The 17,548-nt window shown below is 66.6% G+C and carries 13 protein-coding genes and 2 pseudogenes; 8 read left to right on the top strand and 7 right to left on the bottom strand.

Going from position 1 to position 17,548, the window contains the following annotated elements:
- Positions 1-37 precede the first annotated feature (37 nt).
- Positions 38-904, bottom strand: a complete 867-nt coding sequence (locus tag Q1J95_RS02470; protein ID WP_300265687.1) for an EamA family transporter — start codon at positions 902-904, stop codon at positions 38-40.
- Positions 905-1,099: 195 nt separating this feature from the next.
- On the opposite strand from Q1J95_RS02470, the gene Q1J95_RS02465 reads away from it, so the two are divergent.
- Positions 1,100-2,392, top strand: coding sequence for a M18 family aminopeptidase (locus tag Q1J95_RS02465; protein WP_300265686.1), 1,293 nt, complete (start codon positions 1,100-1,102; stop codon positions 2,390-2,392).
- Between the two features lie 473 nt (positions 2,393-2,865).
- On the opposite strand, the gene Q1J95_RS02460 is transcribed toward Q1J95_RS02465, so the two are convergent.
- Complete coding sequence (locus tag Q1J95_RS02460; protein ID WP_300265685.1) at positions 2,866-3,315, bottom strand: hypothetical protein; 450 nt, start codon at positions 3,313-3,315, stop codon at positions 2,866-2,868.
- Positions 3,316-3,678: 363 nt separating this feature from the next.
- Here Q1J95_RS02460 and Q1J95_RS02455 point away from each other — a divergent pair, with 363 nt between their 5' ends.
- The 5 genes and pseudogenes from Q1J95_RS02455 to Q1J95_RS02435 all read left to right on the top strand — a co-directional run bounded on the left by Q1J95_RS02455 (position 3,679) and on the right by Q1J95_RS02435 (position 10,963).
- A complete protein-coding gene (locus Q1J95_RS02455) occupies positions 3,679-5,127 on the top strand; it encodes a cytosine permease (protein ID WP_300265684.1) in 1,449 nt (482 codons plus the stop codon).
- Positions 5,124-5,687 (top strand): isochorismatase family protein, encoded by a 564-nt coding sequence (locus Q1J95_RS02450; RefSeq protein WP_300265683.1) that lies wholly within the window; start codon positions 5,124-5,126, stop codon positions 5,685-5,687. Before Q1J95_RS02455 ends, Q1J95_RS02450 begins: the two co-directional genes overlap by 4 nt.
- 83 nt (positions 5,688-5,770) lie before the next feature.
- Positions 5,771-7,765: pseudogene (betT, locus tag Q1J95_RS02445) on the top strand (choline BCCT transporter BetT); the annotation flags it as partial.
- A 75-nt stretch (positions 7,766-7,840) separates the two neighbouring features.
- Positions 7,841-9,384 (top strand): annotated as a pseudogene (locus Q1J95_RS02440) (aldehyde dehydrogenase family protein).
- 16 nt (positions 9,385-9,400) lie between these two features.
- On the top strand, positions 9,401-10,963 hold the full coding sequence (locus Q1J95_RS02435) for a GMC family oxidoreductase N-terminal domain-containing protein (protein WP_300265682.1): 1,563 nt from the start codon (positions 9,401-9,403) through the stop codon (positions 10,961-10,963).
- A 90-nt stretch (positions 10,964-11,053) separates the two neighbouring features.
- On the opposite strand, the gene Q1J95_RS02430 is transcribed toward Q1J95_RS02435, so the two are convergent.
- Positions 11,054-11,761 carry an MBL fold metallo-hydrolase gene (locus Q1J95_RS02430; protein ID WP_300265681.1) on the bottom strand — a complete coding sequence of 236 codons (708 nt, stop codon included), beginning with the start codon at positions 11,759-11,761 and terminating at the stop codon, positions 11,054-11,056.
- Positions 11,762-11,857: 96 nt separating this feature from the next.
- On the opposite strand from Q1J95_RS02430, the gene Q1J95_RS02425 reads away from it, so the two are divergent.
- Both Q1J95_RS02425 and Q1J95_RS02420 read left to right on the top strand, forming a co-directional pair.
- The gene (locus tag Q1J95_RS02425) at positions 11,858-12,382 is read left to right on the top strand and encodes a TetR/AcrR family transcriptional regulator (protein ID WP_300265680.1); all 525 of its coding nucleotides are present in this window, start codon (positions 11,858-11,860) and stop codon (positions 12,380-12,382) included.
- 52 nt (positions 12,383-12,434) lie between these two features.
- Entirely contained in the window at positions 12,435-13,523 is a 1,089-nt protein-coding gene (locus Q1J95_RS02420) for an alpha/beta hydrolase (RefSeq protein ID WP_300265679.1), read from the top strand.
- A 144-nt stretch (positions 13,524-13,667) separates the two neighbouring features.
- Here the strand turns inward: Q1J95_RS02420 and Q1J95_RS02415 are convergent, their stop codons facing one another.
- The 4 genes from Q1J95_RS02415 to Q1J95_RS02400 form a co-directional block, all read right to left on the bottom strand.
- Positions 13,668-14,156 carry an FBP domain-containing protein gene (locus Q1J95_RS02415; RefSeq protein WP_300265678.1) on the bottom strand — a complete coding sequence of 163 codons (489 nt, stop codon included), beginning with the start codon at positions 14,154-14,156 and terminating at the stop codon, positions 13,668-13,670.
- Between the two features lie 205 nt (positions 14,157-14,361).
- Entirely contained in the window at positions 14,362-15,558 is a 1,197-nt protein-coding gene (locus Q1J95_RS02410; protein WP_300265677.1) for a M20 family metallopeptidase, read from the bottom strand.
- Between the two features lie 14 nt (positions 15,559-15,572).
- Entirely contained in the window at positions 15,573-16,346 is a 774-nt protein-coding gene (locus tag Q1J95_RS02405; protein WP_300265676.1) for an ATP-binding cassette domain-containing protein, read from the bottom strand.
- Positions 16,343-17,548 (bottom strand): ATP-binding cassette domain-containing protein (locus Q1J95_RS02400; RefSeq protein ID WP_300265675.1); only part of this gene is annotated, 1,206 nt, incomplete at its 5' end. The genes Q1J95_RS02405 and Q1J95_RS02400, both read right to left, overlap by 4 nt.

Here is a 17,548-nt window from a genome sequence, read left to right as displayed (position 1 = left end):
GTTAACATCGACGAAACCGGCCCGGGTAGCGTCGTCTTCACAGCGCGAGCAGGACGATACCGGCCACGACGACGGCTGCGGCGGCCAGGCGCCAGGCGGGCCTGCCCTCTTTCAACGCGAAGACGCCGAACAGGCTCACCAGCACGACGCTCACCTCGCGCAGCGGAGCCACCAGCGCCACCGGCGCGAGCGTCACCGCGATGAGGATGAGAATGTACGACAGCGGCGACAGGAACCCGAACACGACGACGCGACGCCACTCACGCCGCGCGAATGCCATGGTCTCACCCCACCGCCCGCGCAACATGATCGAGTAGACGATGATCTCCATCACGCAGGTGCCGACCATGTACGGAATCGGCGCCAGCGACCATTCCCGCACTGCATGCGTGTCCCAGATCGTATAGGTGGCGATTGCGACTCCGGTCAGGAGTCCGAAGACGATCGACGGGTCAATACCGCCGCGGCGCTCACCGCGCGGTGGACGATCGACCAGCCCGAGCGCCACGACGCCAGCGATGACAGCCAGCACCCCGACCAGAGCGCCCGGCGACGGCCGCTCACCCAGCAGCACGATCGCCGCGATCACTGCAAGAAACGGCCCGCTGCCGCGTGCGGTGGCGTACACGGTCGAGAGATTGCCCACCCGGTAACCGTGCTGCAGCACGAGCATGTAGGCGACGTGGAGCACGCCCGACACCCCGACGCCGATGGCAAAGCCCGCCAGGTCGCTCTGCTGCAACCCGCCCGTGAACGGAATCGCCGCTCCCCAGATGACAGCGCCGGCCACCGCACCGCACCACAGGAATACGATGCCGGCACGGCTGATGCCGTGGGCGATGATGTTCCACACCGCGTGTGCGACAGCGGCAGAGAAGACGAGGACGAGAGCAAGCGCAGACATGGGAGCCTTCTGCCTGTCAGCGGGCGCGACAGACGGGCTCCTCCGGGCTTTTGTCCTGTCAGATGACGGCCGATCCACCAGAACCCGCCGTGGTGCCGCTCGGACCAGTCGGGCGTGAACCCCGGAACCCTAGGCACTATCGGGCGACACCATAACATCCCGATGTGAACGCCATGCGCGGATACGATTGAAGGCATGGTCGTCACCGCAGCAGCCCTCGCCCACGCCGAGGATCTCGCCGATTTCGTCGCCGCCTCTCCGTCGAGCTATCACGCGGCCGCCGAGGTCGCCCGCCGCCTGGAGGATGCCGGGTTCACCCGCCTCAGTGAAGAGGACGCCTGGCCGGAGCAGACGGGCGGACGCTTCGTCGTCGTGCGCGACGGCGCCGTGATCGCCTGGGTCGTGCCGACGGATGCCACGGCCACGACGCCCGCGCACATCTTCGGCGCGCACACCGACTCCCCCGGTTTCAAGCTCAAGCCGAAGCCGACGACGGGTTCGCGCGGCTGGCTGCAGGCCGGCGTCGAAGTCTACGGCGGACCGCTGCTGAACTCCTGGCTCGATCGCGAACTGCGCCTGGCCGGACGCCTCGCCCTCGCCGACGGCCGCGTAGTGCTCGCCGACACCGGCGCCCTGCTGCGCCTGCCACAGCTCGCCGTGCACCTCGATCGCGAAGCCAACAGCGGCCTGGCGCTGGACAAGCAGCTGCACACCCAGCCGGTGTGGGGCATCGGCGACCCGACCGACGAAGACCTGCTGGGCGAGCTCGCCGCATCGGCCGGGGTGAGCGCTGCCGACGTGCGTGGCTTCGACGCGGTCGTGGCAGACTCCGCCCGCGGCGCCGTGTTCGGCAAGGACGACGCGTTCTTCGCGGCCGGACGGTTGGACGACCTGGCCTCGGTGCACGCCGGTGTTGTCGCACTCACCGACCGATCCCTAAGCCTGTCGAAGGGTTCGGGCAGCATCGCCGTGCTCGCCGCCTTCGACCACGAAGAGCTTGGCTCCGCGTCCCGCTCTGGTGCCGCCGGCCCCTTCCTGGAAGATATTCTCTCTCGCGCATATGGCGGGTTGGGCGCAGACGCTACCGAACAGCGGCGCGCGTTCGCGACATCCTGGCACCTCTCCAGCGACGTCGGGCACTCGGTGCACCCGAACTACCCGCACAAGCACGACCCGGTCGTGCAGCCGCTGCTCGGGTCCGGCCCGATCCTGAAGATCAACGCCAACCAGCGCTATGCGACCGATGCCGTCGGCGCTGCCGCCTGGGCGAACTGGTGCGAGGCGGCGGATGTCTCATCGCAGGAGTTCGTCTCGAACAACGCCGTGCCATGCGGCTCGACGATCGGGCCGATCACCGCGACGCGCCTCGGCATCCGCACGGTCGACATCGGCATCCCGATCCTGTCGATGCACTCCGCGCGTGAGCTCGCCGGCGTCAGTGATCTGCACGATCTCGCACGCGTGGCGGAGGCCTTCTTCGCGGGCTGACGCCGCTGTTTCTCAGCGAGGAGCCGACTGTTCCAGCCGGTTCCGCGTGGTCATCGTAGTTCCGGCTCAATAGCACAGGAGAATGATTCAATTGAACGCAGGTGGCCTCGCAGACGAGCCACGAGTCCACCTGCGTTGAGTGTAGACGGATCAAGAATCAGAACTATGGCTGCCTCTGAGGTGCGAGCTAATACTGATGATCACCAGGCTGAGTGCTACCGTCAACGCAACTACCAGCACTACGGCCGCTCCCCATGAAGCCGTCATCGTCATCGCCGGCGAGTCGCCTATTTCCGAAAGACCATGGAAGGTGGCGACTAGGGGAATCGTGACCGTCACTCCGCCCGCGAATGCGGCAGCTGCGCTGAGGAGCGCCGCGATGAGCACAAGCCCAGTCGAGATCAGGAACGAATGGATGACGATCAACGCGACGCCCGCCCTGGTCGTCACGGAACTGTAGCCAGGCTTACCTATCATTTCACGCACCGTGCGGTGAAGCCGTTCTTTGTAGACAATTCGGGGTATTTCCCCATCGCCCGACAAGTGTTCCACCAGCCGACGACAATCCATGTCGCAACGCCGAGGACGGCGGCGGCAACGGCAACCATCGCAATTGTTGTCAGGACGAGGACAACGACCGGAACGGGGTCGGCAACGATCGGGTATGCCACGTCCTTGAGCCCCTGGTGACGCACGATCTGGGTCAACGTGTTGCCTTCTACGACGTAATGGGTCGGGATGGCCTTGTCGTTGGCGTCGCGCGCCCAGGCCGGTTCAAAGAACACCTTGGTGTTGCCTTGAACGTCGACGATTCGCGCGCCGCCATCGGCTGTCGCCTCAAGCGTGTTCCCCGTCGGCATCGTCAAGTCATACGAGTACGACTCCGATGCCCGCTCGCTATCGATAATGGAGAGGAGCTGCACGCCGCCTTCTGTCGGAATAACAGCGTCCGAGCTCTCGCCGACCGAAGGGTATGCGACAGCGCCACTCTCAAGAGTGCTAGCCGGCTTCGACATCGATGCGTTCGGTAGGGAGATTCCTTGAGGAGCCCATCATCCAGGTTGTCGAGAGCGCTGGAAACCTCCTCTGCACTCACTGCCTCGCTATCCGTGCTCGAACTCTCTTCCGTGCGATCATCTACTTTCTCCAATGTTTCTCTCGATCTGACGCTTGAGTCTTCGAACTGGCATCCAAGCTAGAGGAAACCATTCCGCGCGTCGCTCGGGAGCGGATCGGCTCACGAGAAATCCGGCCCGAACGGGCGCGGTCAGTGCCAAGATGATGGCATGAGCGAGAAGATTGCAACGGCGCCGGGGCTGATCGAGCGCGCCGGGATCGAGGTCATTCCCGAGTCCGAGCGCACTGCGAAACCACGTGATCTGTTCTGGCCGTGGTTCGCGGCGAACGTCTCGGTCTTCGGCATGTCGTACGGGTCGTTCGTGCTCGGCTTCGGCATCTCGTTCTGGCAGGCGACGGTCGTCTCGATCATCGGCATCGTCGTGTCGTTCCTGCTCTGCGGCCTCATCGCGATCGCCGGGAAGCGCGGCTCCGCACCGACGATGGTGCTCTCGCGCGCGGCTTTCGGCGTGCACGGCCAGAAGGTGCCCGGCATCGTCTCGTGGCTCACCTCGATCGGGTGGGAGACGTTCCTCGCGATCATGGCGGTGCTCGCCACCGCGACCGTCATCACGCAGCTCGGCGGCGACGGCGACAGCGTCGCCCTGAAGATCATCGCCACGGTGATCGTCGCGGCGCTCATCGTCGCGGCATCCGTTCTCGGCTATCACACGATCATGAAGCTGCAGTCGGTGCTGACGTGGATCACCGGCGCCGTGACCATCCTGTACATCATCCTCGCGTTCCCGCACATCGACTTCGCGGCGGTCATGGCTCGCCCAGAGGGCAGTTTCGGCCAGCTCATCGGCGCCCTCGTCATGGTGATGACCGGATTCGGTCTCGGCTGGATCAACATCGCAGCCGACTGGTCGCGCTATCAGAAACACACAGCATCGGATGGCGCGATCGTCGCCTGGAACACGATCGGCGGTTCGCTCGCGCCGGTCATTCTGGTGATCTTCGGTCTGCTGCTGGCCGGATCCGACGAGAATCTCTTCAACGCCGTTCAGGCGGATCCGATCGGCGCGCTGGCTGCGATCCTGCCGATCTGGGTGCTCGTGCCGTTCCTGCTGACCGCGGTGCTCGCCCTCGTCTCGGGCGCCGTGCTCGGCATCTACTCGTCCGGGCTGACGCTCATCAGCCTCGGCATCCGCATTCCGCGCCCGACCGCGGCAGCGATCGACGGTGTCATCCTCACCCTCGGCACGATCTTCGTCGTGTTCGGCAATGAAGACTTTCTCGGGCCGTTCCAGTCTTTCCTCATCACGCTCGGTGTGCCGCTCGCGTCGTGGGCCGGCATTCTCATCGCCGACATCCTGCGCCGCCGACGCGACTACGACGAGAACGCCCTGTTCGACGCCACGGGTCGCTACGGCGCCTGGGACTGGACGTCGATCATCACCATGATCGTCACCAGCGTGATCGGCTGGGGACTCGTCGTCAACAACTTCGCCGCCGAGGCTGCGTGGAACAACTGGCAGGGATACCTGCTGTTCCTCATCGGCGGACGCGAGGGCGACTGGGCCTACGCGAACCTCGGCGTCTTCTTCGCGCTCGTGCTGTCGTTCCTGGTGGCATGGTTCGCGCGAGCCGGAAAGATTCGGCAGCAGGAGGCATGACCTTGCGCGACGGATGGCTGGTGGTCGTCGACCCGCAGCACATCTTCGCCTCGCCGGATTCTGTATGGGGTTCTCCGTTCTTCGCGGAGGTGATGCCGCGCATCCGATCCCTCGCTGACGCCTTCGGCGACCGCGTGCTCGTGACCCGGTGGCTGCCGACCGCTGACCGCTCGACCTCGTGGGGCGAGTACTTCACCGCCTGGCCATTCGCCGATCAGCCGCCGACGGATGCGCTGTTCGACCTGGTTCCCGACGCGAGCGGACTGTCGCGGCATCCGAGTGTCGATGTGCCCACGTTCGGCAAGTGGTCGGCGCTGGAAGAGATCGTCGGCATCGGCGCCCGGGTCGTCCTGACCGGCGTCTCGACAGACTGTTGTGTGATCTCGACGGCGCTGGCCGCCGCGGATGCCGGCGCCCGGGTGACCATCGCCGCAGACGCCTGCGCGGGCTCGACGGCGGAGAATCACGCCGCCGCGCTGCACGTCATGGGCCTGTATCCACCGCAGCTCACGATCGCCGATACGGCGTCCGTGCTCGCATCCGCCACCCGGAGCCCCTGACCGGGAGGAAGGCATTTGCTATCGTCAGAGCCGTCCTTAACGTGAACCATCGTGACTATTCGCCCCCGAACGAAATTGATGTGATGCCCGAAGATATCGCCCCGCCCGTGCCCGATGCCAAACGCAAAGCTGCGCCGCCACCACGGTGGCCGGTGCTGATCGGATCGGCGGTGGCGATTGTGGCCATCGCACTGTGGGCGATCTTCGCCCCTGTTCACGCCGGTGAGGTCATCGGCGTGATGGTCGGCTGGATCGCGACGAACTTCGGCTGGTACTTCGTCCTCACCGCCGCGGTCGTGGTCGTGTTCATCCTGATCGTGGCGTTCTCGTCGGTCGGTCGCACGAAGCTCGGCCCCGATCACTCGAAGCCGCAGTTCAGCATGTTCACCTGGGCGTCGATGCTGTTCGCCGCCGGAATCGGCATCGATCTGATGTTCTTCGCCGTCTCCGAGCCAGCCGCGCAGTACATGGCGCCGCCCACCGGTGAGGGCGAGACGATCGCCGCCGCTCGCCAGGCGATCGTGTGGACGTTCTTCCACTACGGCCCCGTCGGCTGGGCGATGTACGCGCTGATGGGCGCCGCCTTCGCCTACTTCGCCTACCGCCTCAACAAGCCGCTGACGATTCGCTCGGTGCTCTCGCCGATCTTCGGCCGGTTCACCAACGGCTGGGTCGGACACGGCGTCGACATCTTCACCGTGCTCGGCACCGTGTTCGGCATCGCCACCACACTCGGCATCGGCGTCGTGCAGCTCAGCTACGGAATGCACGTGCTGTTCGGCACCCCCGACGGCGTCGCGATGCAGATCGCGCTGATCGTGCTCGCGGTGGCCATGGCCACCATCTCGACCGTGTCGGGTGTGGAGAAAGGCATCCGTCGCCTCTCCGAGGCCAATGTCATCCTCGCCATCGCCCTGCTGCTGTGGATCACGATCACGGGCCAGACGCGCCGCATCCTCGACGGCCTGGTGATGAACATCGGCGACTTCGTCGCCACCTTCCCGAGCCTGCTGATGGAGACGTTCGCGTGGAGCCGACCGGATGACTGGATGCAGGGATGGACCCTGTTCTTCTGGGCATGGTGGGTCGCCTGGGCACCGTTCGTCGGACTCTTCCTGGCGCGCATCTCGCGCGGACGGACGCTGCGCGAATTCATCGTCGGCGTGTTGGTGATCCCCTTCGCCTTCATCGCGATCTTCGTCTCGATCTTCGGCAACTCGGCCCTGGAGATCATCCTCGGCGGCGACACCGCCTTCGCCGAAGCGGCCGTCGCCACCCCCGAGCGTGCGTTCTTCGATCTGCTGCAGCAGTACCCCGCCGCCCCGGTCGTGCTCGGCGTCGCGCTGCTGACGGGTCTGCTGTTCTACGTCACCTCCGCCGACTCCGGCGCGCTGGTGCTGGCGAATCTGACCTCGAAGATGGAAGACCCCCAGCAGGATGCCGGCAAACTGCAGCGTGTCTTCTGGGCGGTGGCGACGGGGCTGCTGACCCTCGGCATGCTGCTGGTCGGCGGCGTACCCACGTTGCAGGCCGCGACGCTCATCATCGGTCTGCCGGTATCGCTGCTGCTGTACCTCGTGATGATCTCGCTATACCGATCACTGCAGGCCGAGAAGAAGAGGCGCGAAGGCTACCTCGCGGCGATCCCCGGCCGCTTCGGCCCGACGCAGACGAACTGGCGTCAGCGTCTGAAGCGATCGACCACCTACCCCACCCGTGACCAGGTGATCACCTACCTCGACACGGTCGCCGCTCCCGCGCTGAAGGACGTCACCGACGAACTGTGCGAAGCAGGGGTGAAGGCATCCGTCGAGCGCATCGAGATCGAGAGCCTGAGCATGCCCTCGCTCATGCTCACGGTGCACTTCGACGACGGCGAGGACTTCACCTACCAGCTGTACCCGGTGACGCACGAGCTGCCCGCGTACGCCTACCTGAGCGTGAGCGATGCCGCCGTCTACTTCCGTCTCGAGGTCTTCTCGGCGATCGGCTCGCGCGGCTACGACGTGTACAACTACACCACCGACCAGCTGATCACGGACGTGCTCAGCAGCTACGAGTCGCATCTGGAGTATCTGCGCCTGACCGCCGATGTCGCCGAGCCCGTCTTCACCGAGGCGCTGCCTATCATCACCGATTGGCAAGACGATTTCATCGATCCGGCAACCGAGGCGAACGGATCGGCGTCCGCCGAGTCCGGTGAGAGCCCTGCGAAGGAGTCCCCATGACCGCGACACTCTTCATCGACGGCGCCTGGACCTCGGCCAGCGAGGGCGGCACCCGGCAGATCCACTGCCCTGCCGACGGGTCGTTCGTCGCGACGGTCGACGAGGCGACTGAAGCCGACACGATCGCCGCTATCGCCGCGGCGCGGCGCGCCTTCGACAGCGGTGTGTGGAGTTCGACTCCGGCGGCCGAGCGCGGTGACTTCTTGCTGCGCGTGGCCGCACGGCTGCGCGAGCGCAAGGAGGAGTTCGCCCGCGCCGAAGCGCTCGACACCGGCAAGCGCATGGTCGAGGCACGCATCGACATGGACGACATCGCCGCGTGCTTCGACTACTTCGGAAAACTCGCCGCCCACGATGCCGGCCGTATCGTCGACGCGGGCAGCTCTGACGTGCTCAGCCGCATCGAGTACGAGCCCGTCGGCGTCTGCGCGCTGATCACGCCGTGGAACTACCCGCTGCTGCAGGCCGCGTGGAAGATCGCCCCGGCCATCGCCGCGGGCAACACGTTCGTGCTCAAGCCCGCCGAGCTGACCCCGCACACCGCGATCCTGATGATGCAGGTGCTCGACGAGCTCGGCCTTCCGGCGGGCGTCGCGAACCTCATCCTCGGGGCAGGCGCGACTGCAGGTGGGCCGCTGTCGACGCACGACGATGTCGATATGGTCTCGTTCACCGGCGGCCTGGTGACCGGGCGGCTGCTCGCGGCGAACGCCGCGGCCACGGTGAAGAAGGTTGCCCTGGAACTCGGCGGCAAGAACCCGAACGTGGTCTTCGCGGATGCCGATTTCGACGCCGCCGTCGACAACGCGCTCAACGCGGCTTTCGTGCACTCCGGCCAGGTGTGCTCGGCTGGTGCCCGGCTGGTCGTGGAGGAGTCGATCGCCGAGCGCTTCGTGGACGAGCTCGTCCGGCGCGCCGAGGCCATCCGGCTCGGCGGGCCGTTCGATGACGCGGCCGACACCGGCCCCCTCATCTCGGCGGAGCACCGCGAGAAGGTCGACGCCTATGTCCAGGCTGGCGTCGCCGAAGGTGCTCGCCTGCGCACCGGCGGAAAGGCGCCCGAGGGCGACCTGGCCGACGGCTTCTACTATCTGCCGACGGTGCTCGACCAGGTGAAGCGTGGCATGTCCGTCGTGCGCGATGAGGCCTTCGGCCCGGTCGTGACCGTCGAGACGTTCTCGACCGAGGACGAGGCTGTCGCGATCGCCAACGACACGATCTACGGGCTGGCCGGGGCGGTGTGGTCTCAGGATGCCGGACGCGCTCAGCGCATCGCACGGCGCCTGCGTCACGGCACCATCTGGATCAACGACTTCCACCCCTACCTGCCGCAGGCCGAGTGGGGCGGGTTCAAGCAATCCGGCTTCGGGCGTGAACTCGGCCCGACCGGCCTAGCCGAATACCAGGAGGCCAAGCACATCTATCAGAACCTCACCCCTGCCGTCACCGGCTGGTTCCCCGAGCGCTGATCAGGAGCAGAAGACGATGGAGACGACACACACTTTCGATTACGTCGTGGTCGGTGGCGGCTCTGCCGGTGCGGCGGTTGCCGCCCGGCTGAGCGAAGACCCCGCTGTCACGGTGGGCCTGCTGGAGGCGGGCCCCTCCGACACCGACGAACAGGTCGTGCTGCAGCTGAACCGCTGGATGGAGCTGCTCGAGTCCGGCTTCGACTGGGATTACCCGATCGAGCCGCAAGAGAACGGCAACTCGTTCATGCGGCACGCTCGCGCGAAGGTGCTGGGCGGATGCTCCTCACACAACTCATGCATCGCCTTCTGGGCGCCGCGCGAGGACCTCGATGAGTGGGCGAGCGCGCACGGCGCGACCGGCTGGGAGTCCGAGCAGACCTACCCGCTGTACAAGAAGCTCGAGACGAACGAGCTCGACGGCGACCTGCACGGCCACGACGGCCCGGTGCACCTGATGAACGTGCCCGCTGTCGACCCGTGCGGCATCGCCCTGCTGGATGCCTGCGAGCAGGCCGGCATTCCGCGCGTGCAGTTCAACTCCGGCGAGACGGTCATCAACGGCGCGAACTTCTTCCAGGTGAACCGTCAGGCCGACGGCACCCGTGCGTCGTCATCCGTGTCGTACTTGCATCCGATCCTCGACCGCGAGAATCTGACGATCCTCACCGGGCAGCACGTCGCGCAGCTCACGTTCGACGACGCCGGTGCCTGCACCGGCGTGATCAGCGTCGACAACCCGTTCGCGCGCCCGTCGCACATCGCCGCCACGCGCGAGGTCATCGTCTCCGCCGGTGCGATCAACACCCCGCAGCTGCTCATGCTGTCGGGCATCGGTCCGGCCGATCACCTACGCGAGGTCGGCATCGACGTGCGCGTCGACTCCCCCGGAGTCGGATCCAACCTCGCCGACCACCCCGAGGGCGTCGTGCAGTGGGAGTCGAAGAAGCCGATGCCCCGCGAATCGACCCAGTGGTGGGAGATCGGCATCTTCACACCCACACAGGACGGTCTCGACCGCCCCGACCTGATGATGCACTACGGATCTGTGCCGTTCGACATGCACACCTACCGTGCGGGCTACCCCACCGCGGAGGAGATGATCTGCCTCACCCCGAACGTCACGCATGCGCGCTCGCGCGGCACGGTGCGGCTGCGCTCGATTGATTACCGCGACAAGCCCAAGGTCGACCCGCGCTATTTCACTGACCCCGAGGGTCATGACATGCGCGTCATGATCGACGGCATCCGCAAGGCCCGTGAGATCGTCGCGCAGCCGGCGATGGCCGAGTGGGCGGGGCGCGAGCTGGCCCCCGGTGCGGATGCCGTGACCGACGAAGATCTCGCCGCCTACATCCGCGCGACGCACAACACCGTCTACCACCCGGTGGGCACGGTGCGGATGGGCCCTGTCGATGACGAGATGTCGCCGCTTGACCCGCAGCTGCGGGTGAAGGGCGTCTCGCGGCTGCGCGTCGTGGACGCCTCGGCGATGCCGGAGATCACCACGGTCAACCCGAACATCACGGTGATGATGATGGGTGAGAAGTGTGCGGAGATGATTCGTTCGGGCAGCTGATCACGCTGTTGCACCTGCAGGAGGGTGTTGCATCTGTCGGAGTTTCTCGCGAGATTCTTCCGACGGACGCAACACCCTCCTGCGTTCGTGTCACGCGGCGCGTACCGCAGCCGCTGCCTCGGCCGGCGTGCCGAAGAAGGGCGCCCCGTGGCCGGGCAGCACCCAGGATGCGTCAACGTTCGCGATCCGGTCGAGGGATGCCATCGCCTCCGCCGCGTCGTCGGTGAACGGCGCGGGTTGGGCGCCCTCGCGGCCGGTGAGGACGTGCCGCGTCGTGAAGGCGTCGCCGATGAAGACGGCATCCGCCACCGGAACATGCACGGCAATACTGCCGGGCGAGTGACCCGGCATGCCGATCACCCGGGGCGACCCAGGCAGATCGAGCACGTCGCCGTCGGCGACCTCGATGACCTCGGACACGAAGATCGGGCGCAGCGCTTTCTTGCGGATGCCGTAGGCGAAGAAGCCGAGCAGCGGTCTGAGCTTCTTCGGCCCCATTGGAGTATCGGGTTTCTCGCCCGTGCGGGCGCGCTCGGCATCGGCTGAGTGCACGAAGACGGGTACGCCGTGCTCGCGACGCAGCCGTTCGGCGAAACCGATGTGGTCGCTGTCGCCGTGCGTGAGGATGAGACCTCTGATGTCAGCGGGTGCTCTGCCCAGGCTCTTCAGCTCACGGTGCAGGTCTTTCCAGTGCCCCGGCATGCCCGCGTCGATCAGGGTGATGCCCTCTGGGGTGTCGATCAGGTACGACGCGACGAGATCATTGCCGAGGCGATAGAGGTTCGGGGCGATCTGCATGGCGGGCTCCTTCTGGCTGGATGCTTGCATGGCTACAATAATTAGCTATCATGGCTAATGTCAATAGCTATTCGAGCAGCCCATCAGGAGGACGCGATGCCCACCCCCGATCGCACATCGCTCGCCGAGATCGTCGACGCTGGCCGCGCAATCCTGGAAGAGTCCGGACCGGCCGGGCTCACGATGCAGGCCGTCGCCATACGCTGCGGGGTGCGCGCACCGTCGCTGTATAAGCGCATTCGCGACCGCGACGCCCTTCTCGCAGCAGTGGCCGAAGCGGTCGTGAACGACCTCGCCGACCGCCTCGCCGACACCGAGAACAGCCTCAGCGCCCTCGCCGAGACCTACCGCGCCTTCGCACACGAGAACGCCGAGGGGTTCCGGCTGATGTTCACCGCTTCCGCCCCGCTCGACGCGCTGGATCATGCCGCGACGCCCGTGCTCGCCGCATCCGCCGCCGTCGTCGGCGACGTCGACGCCCTGCACGCTGCGCGCTTGTTCACCGCCTGGGCGACCGGGTTCGTGCACATGGAACTCGCCGGCGCATTCCGCCTCGGCGGAGACGTCGAGCAGGCGTTCACGTACGGGCTTCGGAAGATACTCGACGGTCTGACTCCGTGAGAGCCTCGCGCGGCGGCGCGGGCTTCTGCCACACTGAGTCGCGGAGGGTGCTATGACGACGCCTGAACAGGACACTGGCTCTGCCGACGCTGCCGAGACCGACGCTGCCGAGAAGGCCACACCGCGGAAGCCGAAGAGACGCTGGCGGCGCGCGCGCCTCACCGCGGTCGTCATCATCGGCGTCGCCGTGGTCATCGCGATCGTCGGGTCGATCACGCCGTGGCCATCAGCCATGGTCATCCGTGCCGTTTTCACACAGGGCGGTGAGGCGACGGCATCCGAGATGGAAGGCCATGTGCCCGACGCCAAGCTCACCGAACAGCTCGACGTCGCCTACGGTGATGACGGCGCCGACACCACCATGGACGTGTTCGCACCCGAATCGGCGAGCGGCCCGCTGCCCACCGTCGTCTGGATTCACGGCGGCGCGTGGATCTCGGGCTCGAAGACAGATGTGCGGCCCTATATGCGCATCCTCGCCGCCGAGGGATACACGACCATCGCGGTCAACTACACGCTTGGACCCGAGGGGTTCTACCCGAAGGCCGTGCACCAGCTCAACACCGCGCTGGGCTACATCAACGACAACGCCGCCGATCTGGGCGTCGACACCTCGCAGATCGTTCTGGCCGGAGATTCTGCGGGCGGCCAGCTTGCGAGCCAGATGGCGACGCTCATCACGAACCCCGACTACGCCGAGATCATGTCGGTGACTCCGACGCTGAGCGCGGATCAGGTCGCGGCGACGGTGCTCAACTGCGGTGTGTACGACCTCTCGGCACTTGCCGCGCTCAGCGGCATCGAGGGTTGGGGACTGAAATCAGCGATGTGGGCGTACGCGGGCGATAAGACCTGGGCTGAGGGCTCGACCGGATCAACCATGTCGACGATCGACTGGGTGACCGAAGACTTCCCCACCACATATATCTCCGGCGGAAACGGCGACGGGCTCACCTGGCTGCAGTCGATTCCGCTGTCGAAGCGGTTGACCGAGCTCGGCGTCGACGTCACGACGCTGTTCTGGCCAGCCGACCATGAGCCGGCACTGCCGCACGAGTACCAGTTCCACCTCGATCTGCCCGACGCGCAGACCGCGCTGCAGCGGACGATCGAGTTCTTGGACGCGCAGACGTCGGGCTGACCGGGCTGCCGCCCGGGTTGCTGGCCGCCGCCGGGTTGCCGGGCTGCCGGCGCGCCCGGCCGCCCGGGCACAACTCAGCAAAATCCTCGGCTGAACGCGGCGGACCGGGCCGATTCGGCCCCGGTCCGCCGCGTTTTTGAGGAGTTATGCACGCCCGACCGCGCGCACAAAAGCCCGAACGTTCTCACCGAGCTTCTCGATGCGCAGCTGCCGGGCGGCCTCGCGATCGTACCCCTCGTAGGCGAGCGGCGGCAGCCGCCGCACGTTCTTCGAGCAGCCGAACTCTGAGCAGGCGAGTGTGCCGATCGTGTCTCCGTTGCGTCCGGCCGGGCCGGCCTTGCGCGCCGAGAAGAACTGCACGTCGTGGCGCAGTGTGACGTCTTCGCACCACGAGCACTGGGCTCGGGCCAGCACACGCTGCTCGGCGCGCTGCAGCAGAATGCCGGTGAGCGCGCCGTCGACCTCGGTGACGACGTACGCTCGGCGCGCGAACTTCGCGTCAGACCAGCCGAGAAAGTCGAGCTGCTCGAAGTCGATCTCGCTGAGCGCGGGCGGAAGGGAGAGAACGGAGGCCTCTTTGCGAGAGGCGTTGATGAGGGACGCGCGGATTTCGCGCTCGTCGATGGGACGCATGAGGATGTGCTTTCTGTAACGCTCGGAAGGTGTGAGTGACGGCATCGCTCAGATGGATGCCGGGCATGACAATGTGCCGGTGACGGTGTTCCGTCGCCGGCTGATGTTCAGCCTCTGCCGCCGGCGCTGTATGCGCCTGCGTCCGCCTTCCGCCCCGCCGGGGCGCTCATCGAGTACAGCACCCGGCGATTCTACACCAGCTGGGTCACGCCGTCTGAGGGGCGTCGCGCTCGAGGCGTCGCCAGGCGAGCTCAGCGAGGACGGATGCCTGAAGCCCCAGCACACTGTCGTCAAAGACCGCGCGTTCAGAGTGCAACGGGCCGGACTCTCCGTCGGGCGCCGCGCCGAGGAACACGAGGGTTCCCGGTACCTCTTCGAGGACGTACGCGAAATCCTCCGAGGCCATCGAGGGCGCCTCCAGCCGCGTAACGCGCTCGACCCCCACGAGGTCGTCAAGCACGCCGAAGGCGAACTCCGTCTCGCGCGGGTCGTTGTAGGTCACCGGGTACGAGGCGATGAACTCGGCGTCGAGCGTGCAGCCGTTGGCCTCGGCGATGCCGGTCAGCAGGGGTGGAAGCTGTTCGCGCACGATGTCGAGGGTCGCCTTCGAGAGCGTGCGGATGTTCGCCTCCAGCTGCACTTCGGCGGCGAGCACGTTGCTGGCGGCCGAGTCACTGTAGAGCTTCGTGATCGAGATCACTGCCTGGTCGGTCGCCGGCAGGCGTCGCGCGGCGAAGCTCTGCACCGCGAGGATCAGCTGGGCGGCAACGGGAACGGGGTCGATCGCATTCTGCGGGAAGGCCGCGTGGCCGCCGGTGCCGCGCAGTGTCATGCGCAGCGCGCTGGCACTGGCCATCATCGAGCCCGCGCGGGTGACGAGCTGGCCGCGCGGCACGGTGCACTCGACATGGATCGCATAAGCGGCGACGGGCTTCTCGCCCGCGGCATCCAACACGCCCTCTTCCAGCATGATGCGGCCGCCGGCCTGACCTTCTTCGCCGGGCTGAAACATGAAGATGATCGTGCCGGGAAGCTGTTCGCGGCGGGCGACCAGCAGCCGGACGGCGCCGAGCAACCCGGCCATGTGCAGATCGTGTCCGCAGGCGTGCATGCGCCCCGAGGCGGACGCGTAATCCAGCCCCGTCGCCTCATGCACGGGGAGCCCGTCCATGTCGGCGCGCAGCAGCACGACCGGTCCGGGCAGCGCCCCGCGAAGCACCGCCGTCACCGACGTCAACGCGGTTCCGGTTGTGATCTCAAGCCCCAGGTCGCTCAGCTCACGCAGCAGAATCTGCTGAGTCTGCGGCAGATCAAGACCGAGCTCTACGGCCCGGTGCAGTTCCCGCCGGACAGCCACCAACTCACTCTGCAGAGCCTCAGCGGCTGCTTCGAAACGCGTCATCAGAGCAGTTCCTTTCACACATCGAATTGCATCCGCTGCCCCAGCACGGGGACAGCATCCAACAGCTCCCGCGTATAGGCATCGCTCGGATTCGCCAGCAGCGCTTCTGTCTCGCCTGTCTCGACCAGTCGACCGTCGCGCATGACGGCGATGTCGTCGCTGATATAGCGCACGACGGCAAGGTTATGCGAGATGAACAGCATCGTCAGCCCCAGCTTCTGCTGCAGCTCACGCAGCAGATTCAGCACGGTCGACTGCACCGAGACATCAAGTGCGCTGGTCACCTCATCGGCAATGAGGATCTCGGGATCCGCGGCGAGCGCACGGGCGATCGTGATGCGCTGACGCTGCCCGCCAGAGAACGATCGGGGCAGCTCATCGGCGCGGCCCGGGTCGAGGTCGACCTGCCGCAACAGCTCGGCGACGCGTTCGTGGCGCGCGGATCTCGGCAGCTCTCGCCCGGTCGCCTTGAGCCCCTCAGCGATGGACTCTCCGATCGGCATCCGCGGGTCCAGCGCCGAGAACGGATCCTGAAAGACCATCTGGATGCGGCGGCGCGCCGCCTTCGCCTCACGACGCCGACCGACAGAGCTCACGCCGTGCACGCGAATGTCGCCGGCGTGGATACCCGCGAGTCCGACCGCAGCGTTCGCGATCGTGGATTTGCCTGAGCCGGATTCTCCGACGAGTCCCAGCGTGCGGCCGGCCGGCACCTCGAGTGAGACGCCGGAGACGACTTCACGGCGACCGTACCTGACCTGCAGGTCTTCGATCTCCAGTGCGTTCATGACGACACCTCCTCGAGCTGTGACCCCAACTGATCATCGATGACAGGCAGTGGGCGCGTACGGTCAGAGGCCATGTCGGGCAGACAGGCGATCAGCCCGCGGGTGTACGGGTGGGTCGCCTGCTCCTTGATGTGCGCGGCATCCAGCTCTTCGACGATCTCGCCGTCCTTCATGACGACGACGCGGTCGCAGAATCCCGAGACCAGGGCGATGTCGTGCGAGATGAACACGATGCCGGCGCCTGTCGCCTCTTGTGCCCGGCGCAGCACACCCAGCACCTGCCTCTGAACCGTGACGTCGAGCGCCGTCGTCGGCTCATCCGCGATGATCAACCGCGGGTGGCCGGTCAGCGCCATGCCGATCATGGCGCGCTGGCGCATGCCGCCCGAGAACTGGTGCGGGTAGTCACCGAGCCGCTCGGCAGGCTCCGGGATCCCGACGGCATCCAGCCCGTCGATCGCGCGTGCGCGAGCCTCCTTGCGCGTCATGCCCAGGTGCTGCTGCGGCACCTCGGTCAGCTGGCGGCCGATGGTCAGCGCGGGGTTCAGCGAAGTGAGCGGGTCCTGGAAGATGACGCCGAGTTCGACACCGAGCCGCTTGCGGTCGGCGGGGGTGAGCTTGTCCGCGAGGTCGATGTCATCGAATCGACGTGTCTCGGCTTCGACCACAGCCGGAGCCTCCAGCAGCCCGACGAGAGCCATCGCCGTGAGCGACTTGCCCGAACCGGATTCGCCGACGATTCCGACGACCTCACCGGCATCGACGCGCAGGCTGACGCCCTTGACGCGCTCGACGAGGCCACCGTCGCGATCGGGAAACGACACGTGCAGATCGCGTACCTCGGCAAGCGGCGCATCGGCGTCAGTGCGTGGTGACTGCACCGCGGCGTCAGAGCGCCGCGCGACACGGGCGAGGGCGGCGACACGGCTCGCTTTGGCGACAGCGCTGAGTCCCTGCCCGGGCTGCTCGGCGATAGCCTCGGCGATCATCGTGAACACGACACCTGCGAACACGATGGCGATGCCGGGGCCGATGGCTGCCATCGGGTTGGTGTAGAGGTGCCCCAGGCCCTCGTTGAGCAGACGTCCCCAGTCGTACTCGGGTGCTTGCACGCCGAGTCCGAGGAATGACAGCCCGGCGAAGGCGAGCAGCGTGACGCTGGCGGATGCCGCGGCCTGCACGAGCAGCGGATTGGCGATGTT

This window comes from Microbacterium sp., from assembly GCF_029263575.1.
Lineage (GTDB): Bacteria > Actinomycetota > Actinomycetes > Actinomycetales > Microbacteriaceae > Microbacterium.
This window is presented reverse-complemented; position numbering and strand designations above follow the sequence as displayed.